The 17657-nt window shown below is 73.9% G+C and carries 16 protein-coding genes; 8 read left to right on the top strand and 8 right to left on the bottom strand.

From position 1 onward, the window contains the following. Positions 1-92: 92 nt before the first annotated feature. The 4 genes from E7744_RS13055 (at position 93) to E7744_RS13040 (ending at position 4886) form a co-directional block, all read left to right on the top strand. Positions 93-1274, top strand: coding sequence for a thiamine pyrophosphate-dependent dehydrogenase E1 component subunit alpha (locus E7744_RS13055; RefSeq protein ID WP_137774485.1), 1182 nt, complete (start codon positions 93-95; stop codon positions 1272-1274). After that, positions 1274-2551: an alpha-ketoacid dehydrogenase subunit beta gene (locus E7744_RS13050; RefSeq protein ID WP_137775059.1), complete on the top strand. Its 1278-nt coding sequence runs from the start codon at positions 1274-1276 to the stop codon at positions 2549-2551. The genes E7744_RS13055 and E7744_RS13050 overlap by 1 nt, the downstream gene beginning before the upstream one ends. A gap of 1 nt (position 2552) precedes the next feature. Next, the gene (locus E7744_RS13045) at positions 2553-4316 is read left to right on the top strand and encodes a dihydrolipoamide acetyltransferase family protein (RefSeq protein WP_137774484.1); all 1764 of its coding nucleotides are present in this window, start codon (positions 2553-2555) and stop codon (positions 4314-4316) included. 117 nt (positions 4317-4433) lie between these two features. Then, positions 4434-4886: a universal stress protein gene (locus tag E7744_RS13040; RefSeq protein ID WP_137774483.1), complete on the top strand. Its 453-nt coding sequence runs from the start codon at positions 4434-4436 to the stop codon at positions 4884-4886. Between the two features lie 13 nt (positions 4887-4899). Here E7744_RS13040 and E7744_RS13035 read toward each other — a convergent pair whose 3' ends face one another. Beyond that, positions 4900-5502, bottom strand: coding sequence for a DUF3237 domain-containing protein (locus tag E7744_RS13035; protein WP_137774482.1), 603 nt, complete (start codon positions 5500-5502; stop codon positions 4900-4902). Between the two features lie 316 nt (positions 5503-5818). On the opposite strand from E7744_RS13035, the gene E7744_RS13030 reads away from it, so the two are divergent. After that, entirely contained in the window at positions 5819-7552 is a 1734-nt protein-coding gene (locus tag E7744_RS13030; protein WP_210417121.1) for a tannase/feruloyl esterase family alpha/beta hydrolase, read from the top strand. Between the two features lie 153 nt (positions 7553-7705). After that, positions 7706-9097, top strand: a complete 1392-nt coding sequence (locus tag E7744_RS13025; protein ID WP_137774480.1) for an FAD-binding oxidoreductase — start codon at positions 7706-7708, stop codon at positions 9095-9097. Between the two features lie 29 nt (positions 9098-9126). On the opposite strand, the gene E7744_RS13020 is transcribed toward E7744_RS13025, so the two are convergent. Together E7744_RS13020 and E7744_RS13015 are read right to left on the bottom strand one after the other, a co-directional pair. Further along, positions 9127-10668: a sodium:solute symporter gene (locus E7744_RS13020; RefSeq protein WP_137774479.1), complete on the bottom strand. Its 1542-nt coding sequence runs from the start codon at positions 10666-10668 to the stop codon at positions 9127-9129. 2 nt (positions 10669-10670) lie between these two features. Next, entirely contained in the window at positions 10671-10916 is a 246-nt protein-coding gene (locus E7744_RS13015) for a hypothetical protein (RefSeq protein WP_137774478.1), read from the bottom strand. Between the two features lie 286 nt (positions 10917-11202). Here E7744_RS13015 and E7744_RS13010 point away from each other — a divergent pair, with 286 nt between their 5' ends. Then, a complete protein-coding gene (locus E7744_RS13010) occupies positions 11203-11994 on the top strand; it encodes a ZIP family metal transporter (protein ID WP_137774477.1) in 792 nt (263 codons plus the stop codon). Between the two features lie 179 nt (positions 11995-12173). Further along, positions 12174-13676, top strand: coding sequence for a helix-turn-helix transcriptional regulator (locus E7744_RS13005; protein ID WP_246858453.1), 1503 nt, complete (start codon positions 12174-12176; stop codon positions 13674-13676). A 55-nt stretch (positions 13677-13731) separates the two neighbouring features. On the opposite strand, the gene E7744_RS13000 is transcribed toward E7744_RS13005, so the two are convergent. The 5 genes from E7744_RS13000 to E7744_RS12980 are packed head-to-tail and all read right to left on the bottom strand — an operon-like array spanning position 13732 to position 17555. Next, positions 13732-15132, bottom strand: a complete 1401-nt coding sequence (locus E7744_RS13000) for a DUF1795 domain-containing protein (RefSeq protein WP_137774476.1) — start codon at positions 15130-15132, stop codon at positions 13732-13734. Next, positions 15125-15544 carry a hypothetical protein gene (locus E7744_RS12995; protein WP_137774475.1) on the bottom strand — a complete coding sequence of 140 codons (420 nt, stop codon included), beginning with the start codon at positions 15542-15544 and terminating at the stop codon, positions 15125-15127. Before E7744_RS12995 ends, E7744_RS13000 begins: the two co-directional genes overlap by 8 nt. Before the next feature lie 56 nt (positions 15545-15600). Beyond that, entirely contained in the window at positions 15601-15999 is a 399-nt protein-coding gene (locus E7744_RS12990) for a hypothetical protein (protein ID WP_137774474.1), read from the bottom strand. Between the two features lie 33 nt (positions 16000-16032). Continuing rightward, positions 16033-17217, bottom strand: a complete 1185-nt coding sequence (locus E7744_RS12985; protein ID WP_137774473.1) for a hypothetical protein — start codon at positions 17215-17217, stop codon at positions 16033-16035. Continuing rightward, entirely contained in the window at positions 17214-17555 is a 342-nt protein-coding gene (locus E7744_RS12980) for a DUF6507 family protein (RefSeq protein WP_137774472.1), read from the bottom strand. The genes E7744_RS12985 and E7744_RS12980 overlap by 4 nt, the downstream gene beginning before the upstream one ends. Positions 17556-17657: the final 102 nt, after the last annotated feature.

Here is a 17657-nt window from a genome sequence, read left to right as displayed (position 1 = left end):
ACTGTTGGGTACAAAGTGACTACCGCAGTGACCTGCCGCACCCCCGGTGCGCGCGGGCCGACGCCCAGCCCGGCACGGGCCCAGGAGGAACCATGAGCGAGGACGTTCGCCCGGACGCCGCGACGGCGGAGGTGTCCACGGACATCTCCGATGCCGCCCGCAGCTTCGGCATCACGCCGGAGGACTACATGCTCCCGGCCCGCCACCTCATCCGGATCGTGGACCAGGACGGCCGCGTCGTCTCGGACGAGGGCCCGGAGCCCGGCCACGACTACCCCGTCCCGCCGGACGAGCACCTGCTCGAGGCGTACCGGCGCCTCGTGGCCGGCCGGCGGATCAACGACCAGAACTCGGCGCTCGTGCGCCAGGGCCGGATGGCGGTCTACCCCTCCAGCCACGGCCAGGAGGCCTGCCAGGTCGCGGCCGCCGCGTGCCTGGCCGAGGGGGACTGGCTGTTCCCCACCTACCGGGACACCGTGGCCGTGATCTCGCGCGGCGTGGACCCGGTGGAGGCCATGACCATCTTCCGCGGCGACTGGCACGGCGGCTTCGACCCGGCCGAGCACCGCGTGGGCATCCAGTCCACGCCGCTGACCACCCAGTTGCTGCACGCCGTGGGGGTGGCCCACGCGGCGCGGCTGCGCGGGGAGGACACCGTGGTGGTGGCCCTGTGCGGGGACGGCGCCACCTCGGAGGGCGACTTCCACGAGGCGCTGAACTTCGCCGCCGTCTTCCACCTGCCGGTGATCTTCTTCGTCCAGAACAACCAGTACGCGATCTCCGTGCCGCTGGCCCGCCAGACCGTGGCCCCCTCGCTGGCCCACAAGGCCGTCGGCTACGGCATGGCCGGCGAGCGCGTGGACGGCAACGACCTCGTGGCGCTGCTGGCCGTGCTCGAGCGCGGCGTGCGCCTCGTCCGCGGCGGTGCCGGCCCGCTGCTCGTGGAGGCCTACACCTATCGCATCCAGGCGCACACCAACGCGGACGACGCCACCCGCTACCGCGCGGACGCCGAGGTCCAGGAGTGGCTGGCCCGGGACCCCGTCACCCGGATGCGCACCTACCTGACCGACCGGGGGCTGCTCACCGAGCAGCTCCAGGCGCAGTACGAGCAGGAGGCCGAGCAGGTCGCCGCGGCCCTGCGCGAGGGCCTGAACCGGGAGACCACCCCGGACCCGCAGGACCTGTTCGCCCACGTCTACACCGTCCCCACCCCGCAGTTGGCCGAGCAGTCCGCCCGGCTGGCCGAGGAACTCTCCCGCGAGGAGGCATGATGAGCACCACCCAGCACACCGCCGGTCCCGCGGCGAACCCCGACGGCGCCGCGCCGGCGACCGCCGACGTCGCCGTGGCCGTGGACGCCGCGCGCGACTCCGCCAGCCGGGCCGGGGGTGCCGGCGTCCCGCAGGCCCGCCCGGAGTCCCCGGCCGCCCCGGTCCCGCCGGGGCCGGTGACGATGGCCAAGGCGCTCAACGCGGCGCTGGCCGACGCGCTGGCGGCGGATGACGGCGTCGTGGTCTTCGGCGAGGACGTGGGCACGCTCGGCGGGGTCTTCCGGATCACCGACGGGCTGGCGGCGCGGTTCGGCGCGCAGCGCTGCTTCGACACCCCGCTGGCCGAGTCCGGCATCGCCGGGATGAGCGTGGGCATGGCGATCAACGGGATGCGCCCGGTGATCGAGATGCAGTTCGACGCGTTCGCCTACCCGGCGTTCGAGCAGATCGCCTCGCACATCGCCAAGATGTCCAACCGCACGCGCGGGCGGCTGCCGATGCCGATCGTCATCCGCATCCCCTACGCCGGGGGCATCGGCGGCGTGGAGCACCACTGTGACTCCTCCGAGGCGTACTACGCCCACACCCCGGGGCTGAAGGTCGTCACCCCCGCCACCGTGACGGACGCGTACCTGCTGCTGCGCGCCGCGATCGACTCCGACGACCCGGTGGTCTTCCTGGAGCCGAAGAAGCTGTACTTCGCCAAGGACCGGGTGGACCTGGAGGCGCTGCGGGCGCAGTACGAGTCCGGCGCCCGGGCGGACGCCGGGGCCGGGCGGGACGCCGGGCGGATGTCCGGGGCCACCGGCACCGAGCCCGACGCCGGCCGGTCCGGTGCCGCGGCCGGCGCGGACCCGCGCGCCGCGCTGGAGTCCGGCGGGGCCGCCGTCGCGCGCACCGGGACGGACGCCACGCTGATCGCCTACGGGCCGTCCGTGCCCACCGCCCTGGCCGCCGCCGCGGCCGCCGCGGAGGAGGGCCGCTCGCTCGAGGTGGTGGACGTGCGCACGATCGTGCCGTTCGACGACGCCACCGTCACCGCCTCGGTGCGCCGCACCGGCCGGGCCGTGGTGATCTCCGAGGAGACCGGCTTCGGCTCGGTGGCCGGGGAGATCGCCGCGCGGGTCCAGGAGCGTTGCTTCCACTCGCTGGCCGCGCCCGTGCTGCGCGTGACCGGATTCGACGTGCCGTACCCGGCGCCGAAGCTCGAGCACCACTTCCTGCCGTCGGTGGACCGCATCCTCGACGCCGTGGACGACCTGCAATGGGAGGACTGAGATGACCGTCCGCACGTTCCTGCTCCCCGACCTCGGGGAGGGCCTGACCGAGGCCGACATCGTCCGCTGGCTCGTGGCCGAGGGCGACACCGTGGTGGTGGACCAGCCCATCGTGGAGGTGGAGACCGCCAAGTCCCTCGTGGAGGTGCCCAGCCCGTTCGGCGGCACCGTGGCCACGCTGCACGCCGCGGCCGGCACCACCCTGGACGTGGGCAGGCCGCTCGTGTCCGTGGAGGACGGCGTGGACGCTGGTGGTCCCGGCGGCGGCGCGGCCGGCGCTGCCGGGGCGGCCTCTGGCGGGGGAGCCGCCGGTCCGGCGGCGAACCCCACGGACGCCGACTGGGCCGGGGCGCACGCGCGCGAGGTCGCCCAGTCCTACGCCGAGGAGGAGCGCGCCGGCGCGCAGCCCGAGGCCGCGGCCGAGGCCGGCGTGGTGGCCGCCGGCGAGTCCGGGGCCGGGGGCTCCGGTGGATCCGGCGAGGCGGACGACGGCGGCTCCGGCAACGTCCTGATCGGCTACGGCACCCCGGGCGGCGCGGCCAAGGGCCGCACCCGGCGGCGCAAGGGCGCGGCGCCCGGCGGTGCCGCCGGTGGCGTGTCCGGTGGCGGGCAGGCCGGTGACGGTCCGCGGACCCACGCCGCGGTCTCCGCGGCGGCCGAGGCCCCGGCGACGGCGACGGCGGCGGTCTCCTCGACGGGGGGACCTGCCGCAGGCGGTGCCCCGGGCGCGTCCGGTGCGGAGGGCGCCGAGCGGCAGGCGCCGCGCGTGGTGAACCCACTCGTGCGGCGGCTGGCCCGCGAGCACGGGGTGGACCTGGCGGCCGTGCGCGGCTCGGGCCCCGGGGGGCTGGTGATGCGCGCGGACGTGCTGGCCGCCGTCGGGACCTCCGGCGCGGAGGTCGGCCCGCAGGGTGGCGGCGGGACCGCGGAGGCCTCGGCGGCCAGTGCCGCGGCGGCGCCCGTGGCCGGCGAGGCGGCGCTCGCCGCCCCGACGGCGGCGCCGAGCCCCGGGGTCCCCGGGGCCGGAGCCGCCGGAGAGGTGGACGCCCGCACGGGGCTGGCGGTGGCCGGCGTCGAGAGGGTGACCGGCGTGCGCAAGGCGACCGCCGCGGCGATGTCCCGCTCCCGGCGGGAGATCCCCGAGGCGACCGTCTGGGTGGACGTGGACGTCACCCCGCTGATGGACCTGCGCGCCGGGATGAAGGCGCGCGGGGACGAGGACGTGCCCGGCGTGCTCGCGTTCGCCTCCCGGTTCGCGCTCGCGGGCCTGGCCCGGTACCCCGCGCTCGCGCAGCGGTTCGAGGAGGACGGCGAGGGCGGGCACCGGATCGTGTCCTTCGAGGGCATCAACCTCGGCGTCGCGGTGCAGTCCGACCGCGGGCTCGTGGTGCCCTCCATCCGCGGCGCCCACCGGATGAGTGCGCGGCAGCTGCAGGCCGAGCTGCGCCGCGTGACCGAGCTGGCCCGCTCCGGCAGGGGGACGCCCCAGGAGCTGTCCGGCGGGACGTTCACCATCAACAACTACGGCATCTTCGGCACCGACGGCTCGGCGGCGATCATCAACCACCCCGAGGTCGCGATCCTCGGGATGGGGCGGATCATCGACCGGCCGTGGGTCGTGGACGGCCAACTGGCCGTGCGCAAGGTGATGCAACTGTCCCTGGTGTTCGACCACCGCGTCTGCGACGGCGGGGTGGCCGGCGGCTTCCTGCGCTTCGTGGCCGACTGCTTCGAGAACCCGGTGGCGCTGCTGGCGGAGGTGTGACGGGCGGTCCGCCGCCCAGCGATCGAGCCTTGTCGGAGGCGGGCGTCCGAGCCTACGGTGTCCTCACCCCGAGGGCGCCGCGGTCGCGCCCGGTGTCGGTTCGTCCGAGGAGACGTGATGGATGCTGTGAAGCCGGTGGTCGTGGGAGTCGACGGCTCGGAGGCGTCGCTGCACGCCCTCCGTGAGGGGGCGCGGATGGCCCGGCTGACGGAGGCGCCCCTCACGGTCGTCACCGCCTGGCAGTGGCCCATGCTCGTGGTCCCGGAGATCCTGGCCGACCGGGCCTGGAGTCCCCACGAGGAGGCCGAGAGGCTCGCGGCCGACGCCGTGCGGAAGGCCCTCGGCGAGGAGACGCCGCCGGGGACCACGGTAGTGGCCCGCGAGGGCCCGGCCGCCCTGGTCCTGACGAGGATGAGCCGGGAGGCGAGCATGCTCGTGGTCGGCAGCCGCGGCCGGGGCGGCTTCGCCGGGCTGGTGCTGGGCTCGGTCAGCTCCGCCGTGGGTGGCCACGCCCGCTGCCCCGTGCTCATCACCCACCACTCCGGCCACGAGGCGGCACAGGAGTCCTGACGGCCGCGGCGGCCTACTCCACGATGAACACGCTGATGAGCACGGCCTGGCGCTCCGGTCGCAGGGACTGCAGGGTGCCCACGAACTTCCTCTCGTTCAGCCAGCCGTACCGGCCCTCCGGGGCGGTGATGGTCACCGTGGAGCGCCGGTACGGCCGGTCGGCGTCACGAGGGTCGCTGATGACGAGGTTGACCACGCTGAGGACCGCTCCGTCATCGGTCTCCAGTTCGTAGATGGCCTCGAGGTCCTTGATCCCGTTCTGCCGCTGGAGCTGCCGGTCCGCGCCGCCCGGACGCACGACGCCCTCGATGCCCTCGCCCGCCAGGCCGGGACCGGCGAACCGTCCGCCGGTGATGAGCACCAGGTAGCGGTGCCCCCACGGCGATGCGCCGAGGTCGATGCCGTCGGCGATGTCGACGACGGCGCGCAACGCGAGCCGGGTGGTGGGTGCCGCGACCGGGGTGGACTCCAGGAGGTCGTGGAAGCGCCGGTCGGTGAGCTGGGGCTCGCCCGGCACCGGGCGGGGCCGCGTCTCGGCCGAGGCGGTGGCGGCCGTGGCCGTGCCGGCCAGGACGGTGGCACCCAGGGCGAGGGCGGTGCGGCGAGTGGTGGTCATGGGCCCTCCTGGGCGGACGAAAGGAACGGTAGGTGCATGTGATGTCCGCCACAAGGTATGGACGGTGGGTGGAGTGTGTCAACGGTTGTGGAGATCAATCGACCGTATTCGTGGGGATCCCGAGGTGACTGGAGCGGGATCTTCTCCCGGCACGTCGTGGTCGATGATTGTCAATCGCAACGATTAATCATAGGCTCCCCTCCACGGGCCGCGCACCGCCGACCCGCAGGGCCGGGCCCGCGAGCCATCGAGGTGGTTCCGGCGCCGGCGGACAAGGGAGGGTGACATGGATGACTTCAGGCGACCATCGCGACCGGTGGACCCCTCCCCACCCGGCCCCACGGTGACGGGCCCCCGGCGGGTGCTGAGGGCCGCCGTCGGCCTCCTCGCCGCGGCCGGACTGCTCGCCGGCTCCGCGGCGGCCCCGGCCTGGAGCGCCGGACCCGCGGCACCCGCCGAAAGGGCGGGCCTCGCGGCGACGTCCGGGAAGCCCGTCCACCCGCTGACGAAGCCTACGTGCGAGGCGCTGGCGGACTTCGACTTCGCATCGACCGAGATCACCTCGGCGGAGATCGTCCCGCCCGGTGAGCTCACCCACCGCGGGGAGCGCATCGGCAAGCACTGCCTCGTCACCGGGCGGATGAACGAGCGGGTCAGCGAGGTGGACGGGGAGGCCTACGCCATCGGCTTCGAGCTGCGCCTGCCCATGCACTGGAGCGGTCGCTTCCTGTACCAGGGCAACGGGGGGCTCGACGGCTCCGTGGCCACCGCCCTCGGGCGGGCCGGCGGCAGTGACAGCGGACTGCAGCTGGGCATGGCGGTCCTGAGCTCCGACGCCGGCCACACCGGCGCCCAGAACCCCACCTTCGGCCTGGACCCGCAGGCCCGGCTGGACTACGGCTACCAGGCCGTCGGCACGTTGACCCCCATGGCCAAGGCCCTGGTGACCGAGGCCTACGGCGCCGCGCCGCACCACTCGTACTTCGCGGGCTCGTCCAACGGAGGCCGCCACGCCATGGTCGCCGCCTCCCGGTACGCGGACGAGTACGACGGCTTCCTGGCCGTCGCGCCCGGGTTCAACCTCCCGCAGGCCGCCGTCGCCCAGCTGTGGGGCGCCCAGCAGTGGAACACGGTGGCCACCTCCGAGGACCTCGCCTCGGCGCTCACCCCGGCCGAACGGCAGGTGCTCGCCGGAGCGGTCCTTGCCGAGTGCGACGGCCTCGACGGCCTCGAGGACGGCCTCGTGCAGTCCAGCGACGACTGCCAGGAGGCGTTCTCGGTCGCCGAGGACGTGCCGACCTGCACGGGCGAGCGCGACGGCACGTGCCTGAGCGCGGAGCAGAAGGCCGTCGTCGCCGAGGTGTTCGCCGGCGCGAGGACCAGCGGCGGAGAGGAGATCTACAGCCCCTTCCCGTACGACCCGGGGCTCGTCCAGCCGGGGTGGGCCGACTGGAAGTTCGGCTCCCCGTTCTCCCGTGACTCCGTGGCCGTGGGCTACATCTTCTCCACCCTGCCCTACGCCCCGGCCCTGGGCGCCCTGCGCGACTTCGTGCTCGGCCTGGACATGGACGACGCCGCCGAGCGCATCTACGCCACCGAGGGTCCCTACACCGAGAGTGCCATGGAGTTCATGACGCCCCCGGACCTGGCCTTCGAGGACCTGGAGGCCAGTGGCGGGAAGATGATGGTGATCCACGGCGCCTCGGACGGCGTCTTCTCCATGGAGGACACCACCGCGTGGTACCGGGGCCTGGAGGCGCACCACGGCGGCGACGCCTCGGACTTCGTCCAGTACTTCCAGGTGCCCGGCATGGGGCACACGCAGGGTGGCCCGGCCACCGACCAGCACGACTCCCTGGCCGCGCTGGTCGACTGGGTGGAGCGCGGCGAGCGTCCGGACCGCCTCGAGGCGTGGGTGAACCCGGCGAACCCGCAGCTGCCGGCGGACTGGTCCACGGACCGTTCCCGCCCGCTGTGCGCCTACCCGGCCGTGGCGGTCTACGTCGGCGGGGACACCGAGTCCGCCGACAGCTTCGCGTGCCGCGAGTAGCCGGAGGGGCCTGACCCCGTCGGGGCCACGGGGCGGGGAGGCCGCGTCGACGTCCTCCCCGCCCCGCGCCGTGACCTGTGCCATGATCCACACTGTTGGCTTGTGCCCTGAAAGCGCCTTGACCCCGCCCCTCCGGAAGGACCCCTGACCACCGTGGACACCGACGCCTCCCAGCGCTCCGCCGACGTCCTGCGCGCCCTGCGCGAGGCCCTGCCCGGCCGGGTGGTCGAGGACCCCGGCGCCCTCACCGAGTACACCACCGACCGCTCCGGCCACCGCTCCGCCGGGGTGCCCCTGGCCTGCGTGCGCGCCCGGAGCATCGAGGACGTGCAGGCCGTGTGCCGCATCGCCTCGAGCGGCGGACACCCGGTGGTCACCCGGGGCGCGGGCTCCGGCCTGGCCGGCGGCGCGGTGGCCGGACCCGGGGAGATCGTCCTGCTGCTGGAGGACATGGACCGGGTCCTGGAGGTCTCCGCGGAGAACCGGCTGGCCGTCGTCGAGCCCGGGATCCTCAACGGGGACCTGAACGCCCTGCTGGCCGAGCACGGCCTGTGGTGGCCGCCGGACCCGGCGAGCAAGGACTTCTCCACGGTGGGCGGCAACATCGCCATGAACGCCGGCGGGCTGCTGTGCGCCAAGTACGGCGTGACCCGGGAGGCCGTGCTCGCCCTGAAGGTGGTCCTGGCGGACGGCACGCTGCTCTCGGTCGGCCACCGCACCGTCAAGGGCGTCACCGGCTACGACCTGTGCGCGCTGATGATCGGCTCCGAGGGCACCCTGGGCGTCATCGTGGAGTGCACGCTCAAGCTCCAGCCGCTGCGCTCCGGGACCGTCGTGACGATCGGCGCGTACTTCGACTCGGTGGACGCCGCGGCGGCCGTGGCCTCCGCGGTGGTCCGGGACGGTTTCGTCCCGGCGATCATGGAGCTCATGGACGACCGGACCCTGACGGCCATCGCCACGGCTGGCGGCCAGGACCCGACGGCGGCCGCGGAGTCCTACCTCCTCGTCCAGTGCGACGGGGCGGACGCCGAGGACGCGGCCCGCGGCATCGCCGCCCTCGCCGAGGCCGGCGGCGGCCGAGTGGCCGTCACCCGGGACCCCGCGGAGTCCGAGCGGCTGGTCGCCGTGCGCCGCAGCGCCTTCCCGGCCCTGGAGGCGATGGGCACGCTGCTGGTGGAGGACATCGCGGTGCCGCGGGACCGGCTCGCCGAGGCCTTCACCGCCATCCGGCGCATCGAGGAGCGGTACCAGGTGGCCATCCCGACGACGGCGCACGCCGGTGACGGCAACCTGCACCCGACCTTCGTCTTCACGGACCGCGAGGTCCCGCACCACATCTGGGAGGCCGCCGGGGAGGTCTTCGGCCTGGCCCTCGAGCTGGGCGGCACGCTCACCGGCGAGCACGGCGTGGGCCTGCTGAAGCGGGCGTGGCTCCAGGACGAGCTGGGCGAAGACCAGTATGAGCTGTCCCGGCGGATCAAGCAGGTCTTCGACCCGCAGGGGATCATGAACCCGGGGAAGGTGTTCCCGGCCGGGGCCTGAGGCCCCGGCCGGGATGCCGCCCCGGGGCGTCAGCGACCGACGGGGTCCAGTCGGGGATCCTCGTCCCCGGCCGTGACCGGCGTGGGGCTGCCCGACGGCGCGGGCTCCGCGTCGGCGAGCTGGGCGAACAGGGCGTCCACCCGGAGTCGCTCCGCGGGAGCGGCCGGGAGCAGGTAGGCGCATGCGACGTACACGATGGTGTTGACCACCAGTCCCACGAGGCCGGAGGTCGCCCCGCCGAGCCAGGGCACGGAGGTGGGGTAGAGCACCTGCAGCACCGCCGCCGTGCCGATGCCGGCCACCATGGAGGCCACGGCCGCCACGGCCGTCCCGCGCCGCCAGAACAGGCCCAGGTACAGCGTGGGACCGAGCTGCACGATCCCGGCGTAGGAGACGATCGCCAGCATGTACAGGGCCGGCGACTCGAGCCAGACGAGCGCGCAGACCGCGGCGGCCAGCGTGATGACGGCGGTGCCGACCTTGGCCAGGCGGGTCTCGCCCTGGCCCTGGGCGTCCGGGACGGTCCGGGCGAAGTCGTTGGACAACTGGGCGCTGGAGGCCTGGATGAGCGCGTCGATGTTGCCCATGGTCGCGGCCAGCACGATCACGCCGGCCAGGGCCACGAGGGCCGGCCCGCCCACGGACGCGACGATGAACCACACCGCGTTCGGGTCCTCGGCCACGCCCGGGAAGGAGGTCCCGAGCAGCGCCACGGTGCACAGCCCCGTGGCGAACGCCATCAGGATGGGCGCGGACAGGGCGGTGGACCTCTGGATGGCCTCGGTGCTGCGGGCGGTGAACAGTCGGACGAACACGTCCGGCCAGCACCAGCCGCCGAGGGCGCCCACGAGGACCAGGGAGAAGAAGTAGAGCGGGCCGGCCTCGCTGCCCGGCCCGGGGAGCAGGAAGTGGCCCTCCGGGACGGCGTCGAAGCCGTGGCCGTGGGTGAGCAGGTACGCCAGCAGGCCCACGATCACCACGAGGCCCACGCCGTAGGCGACGATGCCCTGGACCATGTCCGAGATGACCACCCCGCGCATGCCCATCCGCACCGTCCACACCTGCCGGACGGAGAGCACGAGGATGCTCAGCACGATCGCGACGACGGCGGGCACCGCGCCGAAGCCGAGGTGGACGAAGACCAGCCCGAGCGACTGCATGCCCAGCACGATCCACGGGAAGGCGGCGAGGAGCGCGATCAGCCCCGCGGTGCGGCGCACGGCGCGGGACCCGTAGCGGAAGCCCAGCAGTTCCGCCTGGGTCCGCAGGTCGAAGCGCTTGCCCCACACGTGGACGGGCCGCGCCATGAAGAACATGAGGGCCAGCGCCAGCAACGAGTAGAAGACGAGGTAGAAGCCGATGACGCCGCCCCCGGCGACCATCCCGGCGAAGGAGATGAACACGGACCCGGCCAGCCACGTGTTGAGGAAGGACATCGCCTGGAACCAGGGGCCGAAGGACCGCCCGCCCGTGGTGTAGTCGCTGAACCCCGAGGACCGCACGCGCGTGCGTTCGAGGACCGTGACGACGAGCGCCAGGAAGAACGCGATGGCCCCGTATCCGATGAGCATGTTCACCGCTCCCCTCCGTCCACCGCGGAGCCACCCGTGCGGGGGTGCTCGGCGAGGTACACGGCGATGATGCCCACGGTGACCAGGGCGGCGGTGCCCACGAGGTAGGCCATGGCGGTCACCGCGCTGCCGAGGGACCAGTGGAGGACGGGCAGGAGCGCGGCCGCGAAGCCGGCGGCGAGGAGCAGGCGCGCGGCGATCCTCCCCGGACGCTGGACCGGGGGAGCATCGTGGGGTCGAGTGGTCATGGTGAGTCCTTCGGGGGAGCCCTTGAGTGACAGGAGTCGGGGGAACGGACCCCGCGGAGGGGACCGGAGGCCCAGTGTCGTCCCGCGCCCGGTCACCGGCCACCTCGTCGGAACGTGACGTCATGTCCGGCCTCCCGGCGCCGGATGCCGTCATCCTGGCCCTCCGTCGCCGTCATCGGACGTCGCGCGGCGTCATCCGGGAGGCCGGGCGGCGTGCCTGCCGGTGATCCCGGCCACCGGTCGCCCAGCCCCTCCCCAGGCACGGCCCAGGACCTACACTGACGCCATGACGGGGCCGTTCATCTTCGGTGTCATCGCCTCCAGCGCGCTCGTCATCGGCGCGCTGGTGGGGGTCCGGGTCGACCTGCCCAAGCGCCTCCTGGCCATCCTGCTGTCCTTCGCCGCCGGGGCGCTCATCACGGCGCTGACGTTCGAGCTCTTCGAGGACGCCTACGAGCGCGGGGGCATCTGGCGCGCGGTGATCGGCCTGGCCGTCGGCGCCGCGGTGTTCACGGCCCTCAGCGCACTGCTCGACCGGTGGGCCCAGCCCGGCACCGCGGGCAACGAGGCCGAACTGCAGCAGGGCAGCGCGAAGCTGGACACGGATGCCGCGGCGCAGGAGACGGCGCCCACGGCGGCCTCGGCCAGCGGGGCGGCCGGGCTCGCGCTGCTCGCCGCCGTCACCCTCGACGGCGTGCCGGAGAACGTGGCGCTCGGCGTCTCGCTCACGGAAGGCACGGGCGGCCTGGCCCTGCTCGCCGCCATCTTCGTCTCCAACCTGCCCGAGTCCCTCGTGGGAGCCGCCTCGATGCGGGAGCGCGGCATGTCCCGGACCCGCGTGGTCCTGCTCTGGACCGCCTGCGGGGCGCTGCTCGTGGCGGCCGTCGTCCTCGGAGCCGGCCCCCTGGCCAGCAGCGACCCGGAGACGATCTCGCTGCCCCTGGCCTTCGCGGCCGGGGCCGTCATCGCCTCCCTGGCGGACACCCTGATGCCCGAGGCGTACGAGCACGGAGGCCCCGCCGTGGCCCTGAGCACGACGGCGGGCTTCGCGTTGTCCTATGCCCTGTCCCTGGCCTGAGCCGTCGCTGCGACGTGGCCTCCGGGCCCCTTGCCCACGGCTTCCGTAGGGCGGGGCCGCGACGGAACGTGGGACGCGGGACTGTGGTCGGGCGTCAAGAGGCTCGCCTCTTGACCTCGCTGAGGCAGCCAAGGCGGGCATGCTTCTGGAAAGCGTGGTGATTTGACTAGCATGGGGTGATGGCGATCACCTCTGCTGCTCCCCGTGTCGACCGACCGGACCGTCCCCAGCCCGCCGCCGCGCCGGAGGCCCTGGACCCCGTGGTGCTGGGCCGCCGCCTGCGCCACCTGCGCAAGGCCGCCGGGCTGACCCTCGACCAGGCCGCGGAGGCCGTGGGCGCCACCGGCTCGCATCTCTCCCTCATCGAGAACGGCAAGCGCGAGCCCCGGCTGACCCTGCTGTCCCGGCTGGCCGCCCTGCACGGCACCTCGGTGGAGGACCTGCTGGCCGCCGAGGCGCCGAGCCGCCGCGCGGCACTGGAGATCGCCGTCGAGAAGGCCCAGCGCACCGCCCACTACGCCAGCCTGGGCCTGCCGCAGATCAAGATCTCCCCGCGCACGCCCACCGAGGTCCTGGAGGTCATCGCCGGGCTGGAGGCCGAGCTCAACCGCCGCATGGAGGAGCAGGCCGCCACTCCGGAGGAGGCCCGGCGGGCCAATGCCGAGCTGCGCCAGGAGATGAAGGAGCGGAACAACCACTACCCGGAACTGGAGCGCCAGGCGCAGGAGCTGCTGGACGCCGTCGGGCACTCCGGGGGGCCGCTGAGCCACCACGCCGCCGCGGACCTCGCCGAGCACCTCGGCTTCTCCGTGCGCTCCGTGGCCAACCTGCCGCACTCCACCCGGTCGGTGACGGACCTGAAGAACCGCCGCTTCTACCTCTCCCGGGCCCGCACGCCGGACCACGACCAGCGCTCCGTGCTGCTGCAGGCCATCGGCGCCTACGTCCTGGGCCACGGCGAGCCGGAGGACTACTCGGAGTTCCTGCGCCAGCGGGTCTACACCAACTACTTCGCCGCGGCGCTGATGATGCCGCAGAAGGAGACGGTGAAGTTCCTGAAGGGCGCGAAGGCGGAGCGGGACCTGGCCATCGAGGACGTCCGGGACGCGTTCGGGGTCTCCTACGAGTCCGCGGCCCACCGGTTCACCAACCTGGCCACCGAGCACCTGGGGATCACCTGCCACTTCCAGAAGGTGCACGAGTCCGGGATCATCCACAAGGCCTACGAGAACGACGGCGTCTCCTTCCCGGCCGACCACACCGGCGCCATCGAGGGCCAGCAGGTGTGCCGGAACTGGACCTCGCGCGAGGTCTTCGGCGTGGGCGACCGGTTCCGGGCGTTCAACCAGTACACGGACACCCCGGCCGGCACCTACTGGTGCACCGCCGTGGTGGAGGGGCACTCCTCCGGCTTCTACTCGCTGTCCATCGGCGTGCCCTTCGACGCCGCCCGGTGGTTCCGCGGCAAGGACACCACCGCCCGCTCCGTGTCCCGCTGCCCGGACCCCACGTGCTGTCGGCTGCCGTCCCCGGACCTGGAGGCGGACTGGGGCGGCCACGCGTGGCCGGCCGCCCGCGCCAACGCCCACCTGCTGGCGGCCATGCCCTCCGGCGCGTTCCCCGGCGTGGACGAGGTGGAGGTCTTCGAGTTCCTGCGCGCCCAGGAGGGGTACGAGGGGTAGGGCGCCGGAGTCCGGGAGTCCCGGAGGCGAGCCTGTCGGGTGGGGGACCCCGCCGTCAGTCCGCGCGGGCCACGCCGTAGCCCGCGCCGGCCGGACCGAGCACGGCGGCCAGGTGGCGGTAGACGTTGCGCGCCGGGACGGGGGTCAGCAGCACGTTCCCGGCGCCGTCGGACTCCACGAGGTGGTGGCCGGACTCCCCGGCGTCCAGGTAGGTGACCGAGCCGCCGTCGCCCTCGGCCTGCCACACCACCCACGGTTCCGTCCAGGCCAGGGCCAGCGCGGTCGGCAGCCCCGCGGGCGGCGGCGTCACGTCGCGGATGCGGGAGTCGAAGTCCTCGAAGGCCACGGTCGCGGTGCCGGTGTCGGTGACCCAGGCCGGGCCCAGCCCGAGCCAGGCCGCGGCCACGGACGCCGTGAGCCAGACGGGGAGGAAGTCCAGGCGGGTGGCGCCGGTGCCGGGGGCGTCCCCGGCGACGTGGACGCCGGGGACGCGCGGTCCGGGGCCGCGGAGCAGGTCCTCGCCCACGGACCCCTGCCCGAGCAGCAGCGTCTGTCCCTCCGCGCCGTGGAACAGGGCGAGCCGGGACTCCCGGCCGCGGTGGTGGGCCGTCAGGGTGGCCCGTCCCGCCGGCTGCCGCAGCGGCGCGGTGACCGTGCGCCCCTGCGCGGTGAGGACGCCCTCGACGTCGGCCAGCCCGGCCTCGACGAGCTCGTCCAGGGAAGCGGAGGCGAGGTCCGGGGCGATCCGGCCGCGGCGGCCGGCCGGCCGGCGCGGGGCCCGGCCGCTCGCCGTCGCCAGGTCCAGCAGCAGGGCGGCGGCCGCGTCCTGCAGGACCGGCCCGGCCGAGCGGAACGGCTGTTCGGACGCGATGCCCGCGAGCGCCTCCATCGGTGAGCCCCACCGGACGGTGGCGTACTCGGCCAGCCGGGGCATCCCCGGGGGACGGGTCCCCTCCGGGTGCGCGTGGTGCGTGGGACCGGTCAGGTGCACGCGGTCACCGCACGCCCAGAACGCCTCGTCCCAGAGCGGGAGCTGACGCTCCGAGCAGGTGAGCGTCAGCGAGAAGGCGGTCCCGTCCTGCACCACGTAGTACTGGACCGCGTGCACGGGGACGCCGCCGGCGGAGTGCAGGGACTCCACCCGGCGGCCGTGGGCGGGGTCGATGCCCGGGGGCGCCCACGGGGCGACGTCGAGGACGTGGAGCAGGGGCAGGTGGGCGATCAGGTCGCTCAGCGTCTGGGTCGAGTACTCGGCGGCGGACACCGTGCACGGTTCCACGGTGGCCACGCACGAGGGACGGTGGCCGTCCGTGTCCTGGCCGGCGTCCTCCGGGGCCACGTGCACCGCGAGCTGCCCGGTGGTGGTGTCCGTCGCGGTCCAGCCGCCGGGGACGGCATAGGCGATCCCGCCGAGGCGGAGGTCCTGCCAGCCCAGGTCACGCCCCGGTTCAGCCACGGCGCCGTGCCTGCCTCCGAGTCGCCTTGGCCTCTTTCGACCGAGCCTCTTCCTCACGGATCCACTCGGGCTTCAGCCGCTCGGGAAGCCAGTACGAGGCCGCCAGGGCCAGGAGGCCGAACCCGCAGAGGGCGAGGATGAGGCTGGCCGGCAGGGGATCGCTGGGATTCTGGGCGAAGGTCCCGGCGGTCTCGGGGTTGAGCTCGACGAGGATCATGGCAGCGGCCACGAGGACGGCGCCGACCAGGATGGCCGGACTCAGGACGAACCAGTAGGGACCGCCGGCCATGACGCCGCCGCCGTGGTGCCACAGCAGCTTGGTCTTGCCGGTGTAGGCGCCCCACGTGAGGAGCAGGAGCACGGCGGCGAGGACGACGAGCACGATGAGGGCGATGACAGCGAAAGAGTCCATAGGTAAAGTCAGCCTAACCCGGCCACCGGGCACTCATGCCGTCGTGGACCCGGTGGTCAGCCACGGCGCCGTGCCTGCCTCCGGGTCGCCGCGGACTCCGCCTCCGCGGCCTCGGCCTCACGGATCCACTCCGGCTTCAGTCGCTCCGGCAGCCAATACGAGGCCACCAAGGCCAGGAGGAGGAACGCGACCAGCGCCCCCACCAGGCCCCAGGAGTCGAAGCGGTCCTCCGTCTCGGGGTTCACCCTGAGGATCACCATGACCAGGACGACGAGGACGTCGGCGGCCATGAGGGCCGGGGACAGGACGAACCAGTACTTGCCGCCGGCCATGACGCCGCCGCCATGGCTCCACAGCAACGTGGTCTTGCCCGCGTAGGCACCCCACGTGAGCAGGAGCATGACGAGGGCGACCACGGGAAGCAGGACGAGGAAGAAGACGAAGATCGGTTCCATGATGAAGTCGAGCCTGGGCGGGCGCCCGCGGCCTCAGCCCCACACCTTCTTCCAGACGGTGCCCCAGTTCGCGTCCTCGCCGTCGATCCAGTTGTCCACCATGCCGCCGAGGTTCTCCCCGGCCAGGCCGCCGGCCGTGCCCCCAGCGTAGCCGCCGATCAGGGCGCCCACGGCCGCACCGCCGACCAGGCCCGCGCCCCCGCCGACCAGGGTCCCGAGTCCGGGGACCACGGAGCCGGCGGCCGCCCCGGCGGCTCCCACCGTGGCGCCGCCGGCCAGCGCGCCACCGAAGACGCCGACGGCGCCACCGACGATGTTGCCGAGGCCGTTGCCGATCGTGCGCAGGCCGGCCGAGGTCGTTGCCGAGAAGACGCGGTCCAGCGTCGACATCTCCGGATGCTGCTCCAGGTCGTCGCCCCACTCCTGCGCGAAGGAGTTGTAGGCCGTGATCCCGTAGTCCACGAAGGGGATGAACTGCGCCGTGCGCCGCGCCCACACCGGGACGTCCGGGACGGTGCCGAAGCGGGTGGGATCGACCACGGGCGCCCGCCCGCGGACCTGCACGTCGGCCTGGATGGTGGACCGGGTCAGGACGATGCGCTCGGCGGGGATGATGGTCCCGTCCGCGTGGGCGATGTTGATGCGTGAGTAGTCCAGGGTGGTGACGCTGACCGCGGCGCTGAACCGGATGTCGAACTCCGGCATCCGCACCTGGCCGAGGGCCGCCGTCACGGCGCCGCGGACCATCCCGTCCTGGGGCGCTGCCCACGGAGCGTCCGGGACCGCCACCGGGTCGGCCGTCCTGATGTTGGCGGCGCAGTCCTGCTCGAGCTGCTGCAGCTTGGCGGCCACGGCGTTGACGGCCTGCTGGGCCTGCTCCGTCTCGGACTCCTCGGCGTAGCACCTCATGCCACCGCTGACGGCGGCGTCGTACTCGCCCCTGAGGGCCTCCAGGTCGTCGCAGTACTGGTGGAGGGCGAGCCTGACCACGTCGGTGCTGGCCTCCAGGGCCGCGCCCATGTCCCGGGGCCTGTCGAAGGCCGAGAGCACGCTCGCCTCCCCGGGCACCGTGATCCACTGGTCGATCTCCAGCCACGCCGACCGGGCCTCGGTGGCCGTCGTCGAGAACGCCGTCCCGGCCGTGTGGAGGGCGGTCGCATCGGCCCGCAGTGCGGCGGTGTCGGGGAAGGCGGGCAGCCCGCTGAGATCGACGGTCACCGCGCCTCCTCCGCCGTGTGGGCGACGTCGTCCGCGGCGCGGCGGGCGTCGTCGGCCATCTGCCGGTCACCCGCCTGGTAGGCGGCGATCATCCGGTCGGCCTCGTTGACGACGTTCTGCGCGGTGTGGTCCAGGACGGTGGCGAGCTTGCCCTGGTATCCGTCGTAGACCTCCTGCAGCGCCCCCATGATGAGTGCGCTGTTGGAGCTGCCGGCCGCCCGCTCGACGGCCCGGGCCAGGTCCTCCCGCTGGCCGGCGAACTCCTGGACGTGCGTGCGGGTGCGGGCCACCACGATCGGTGCCTTCACCTCGTCGATCCGGTAATCCGGTAGCGCCACGGGTCTTTCCTCCTTGTCCTGCGATCCCTGGGATCCCACGAGAGGCCACCACGCCGTCCGGTGGTGACGGGTCGAGCCTAGTGAGTGCGGGGAAGGTCCTCG

Origin of the sequence: Citricoccus sp. SGAir0253, from assembly GCF_005877055.1 — a bacterium.
Classification (GTDB): Bacteria; Actinomycetota; Actinomycetes; order Actinomycetales; family Micrococcaceae; genus Citricoccus.
This window is presented reverse-complemented; position numbering and strand designations above follow the sequence as displayed.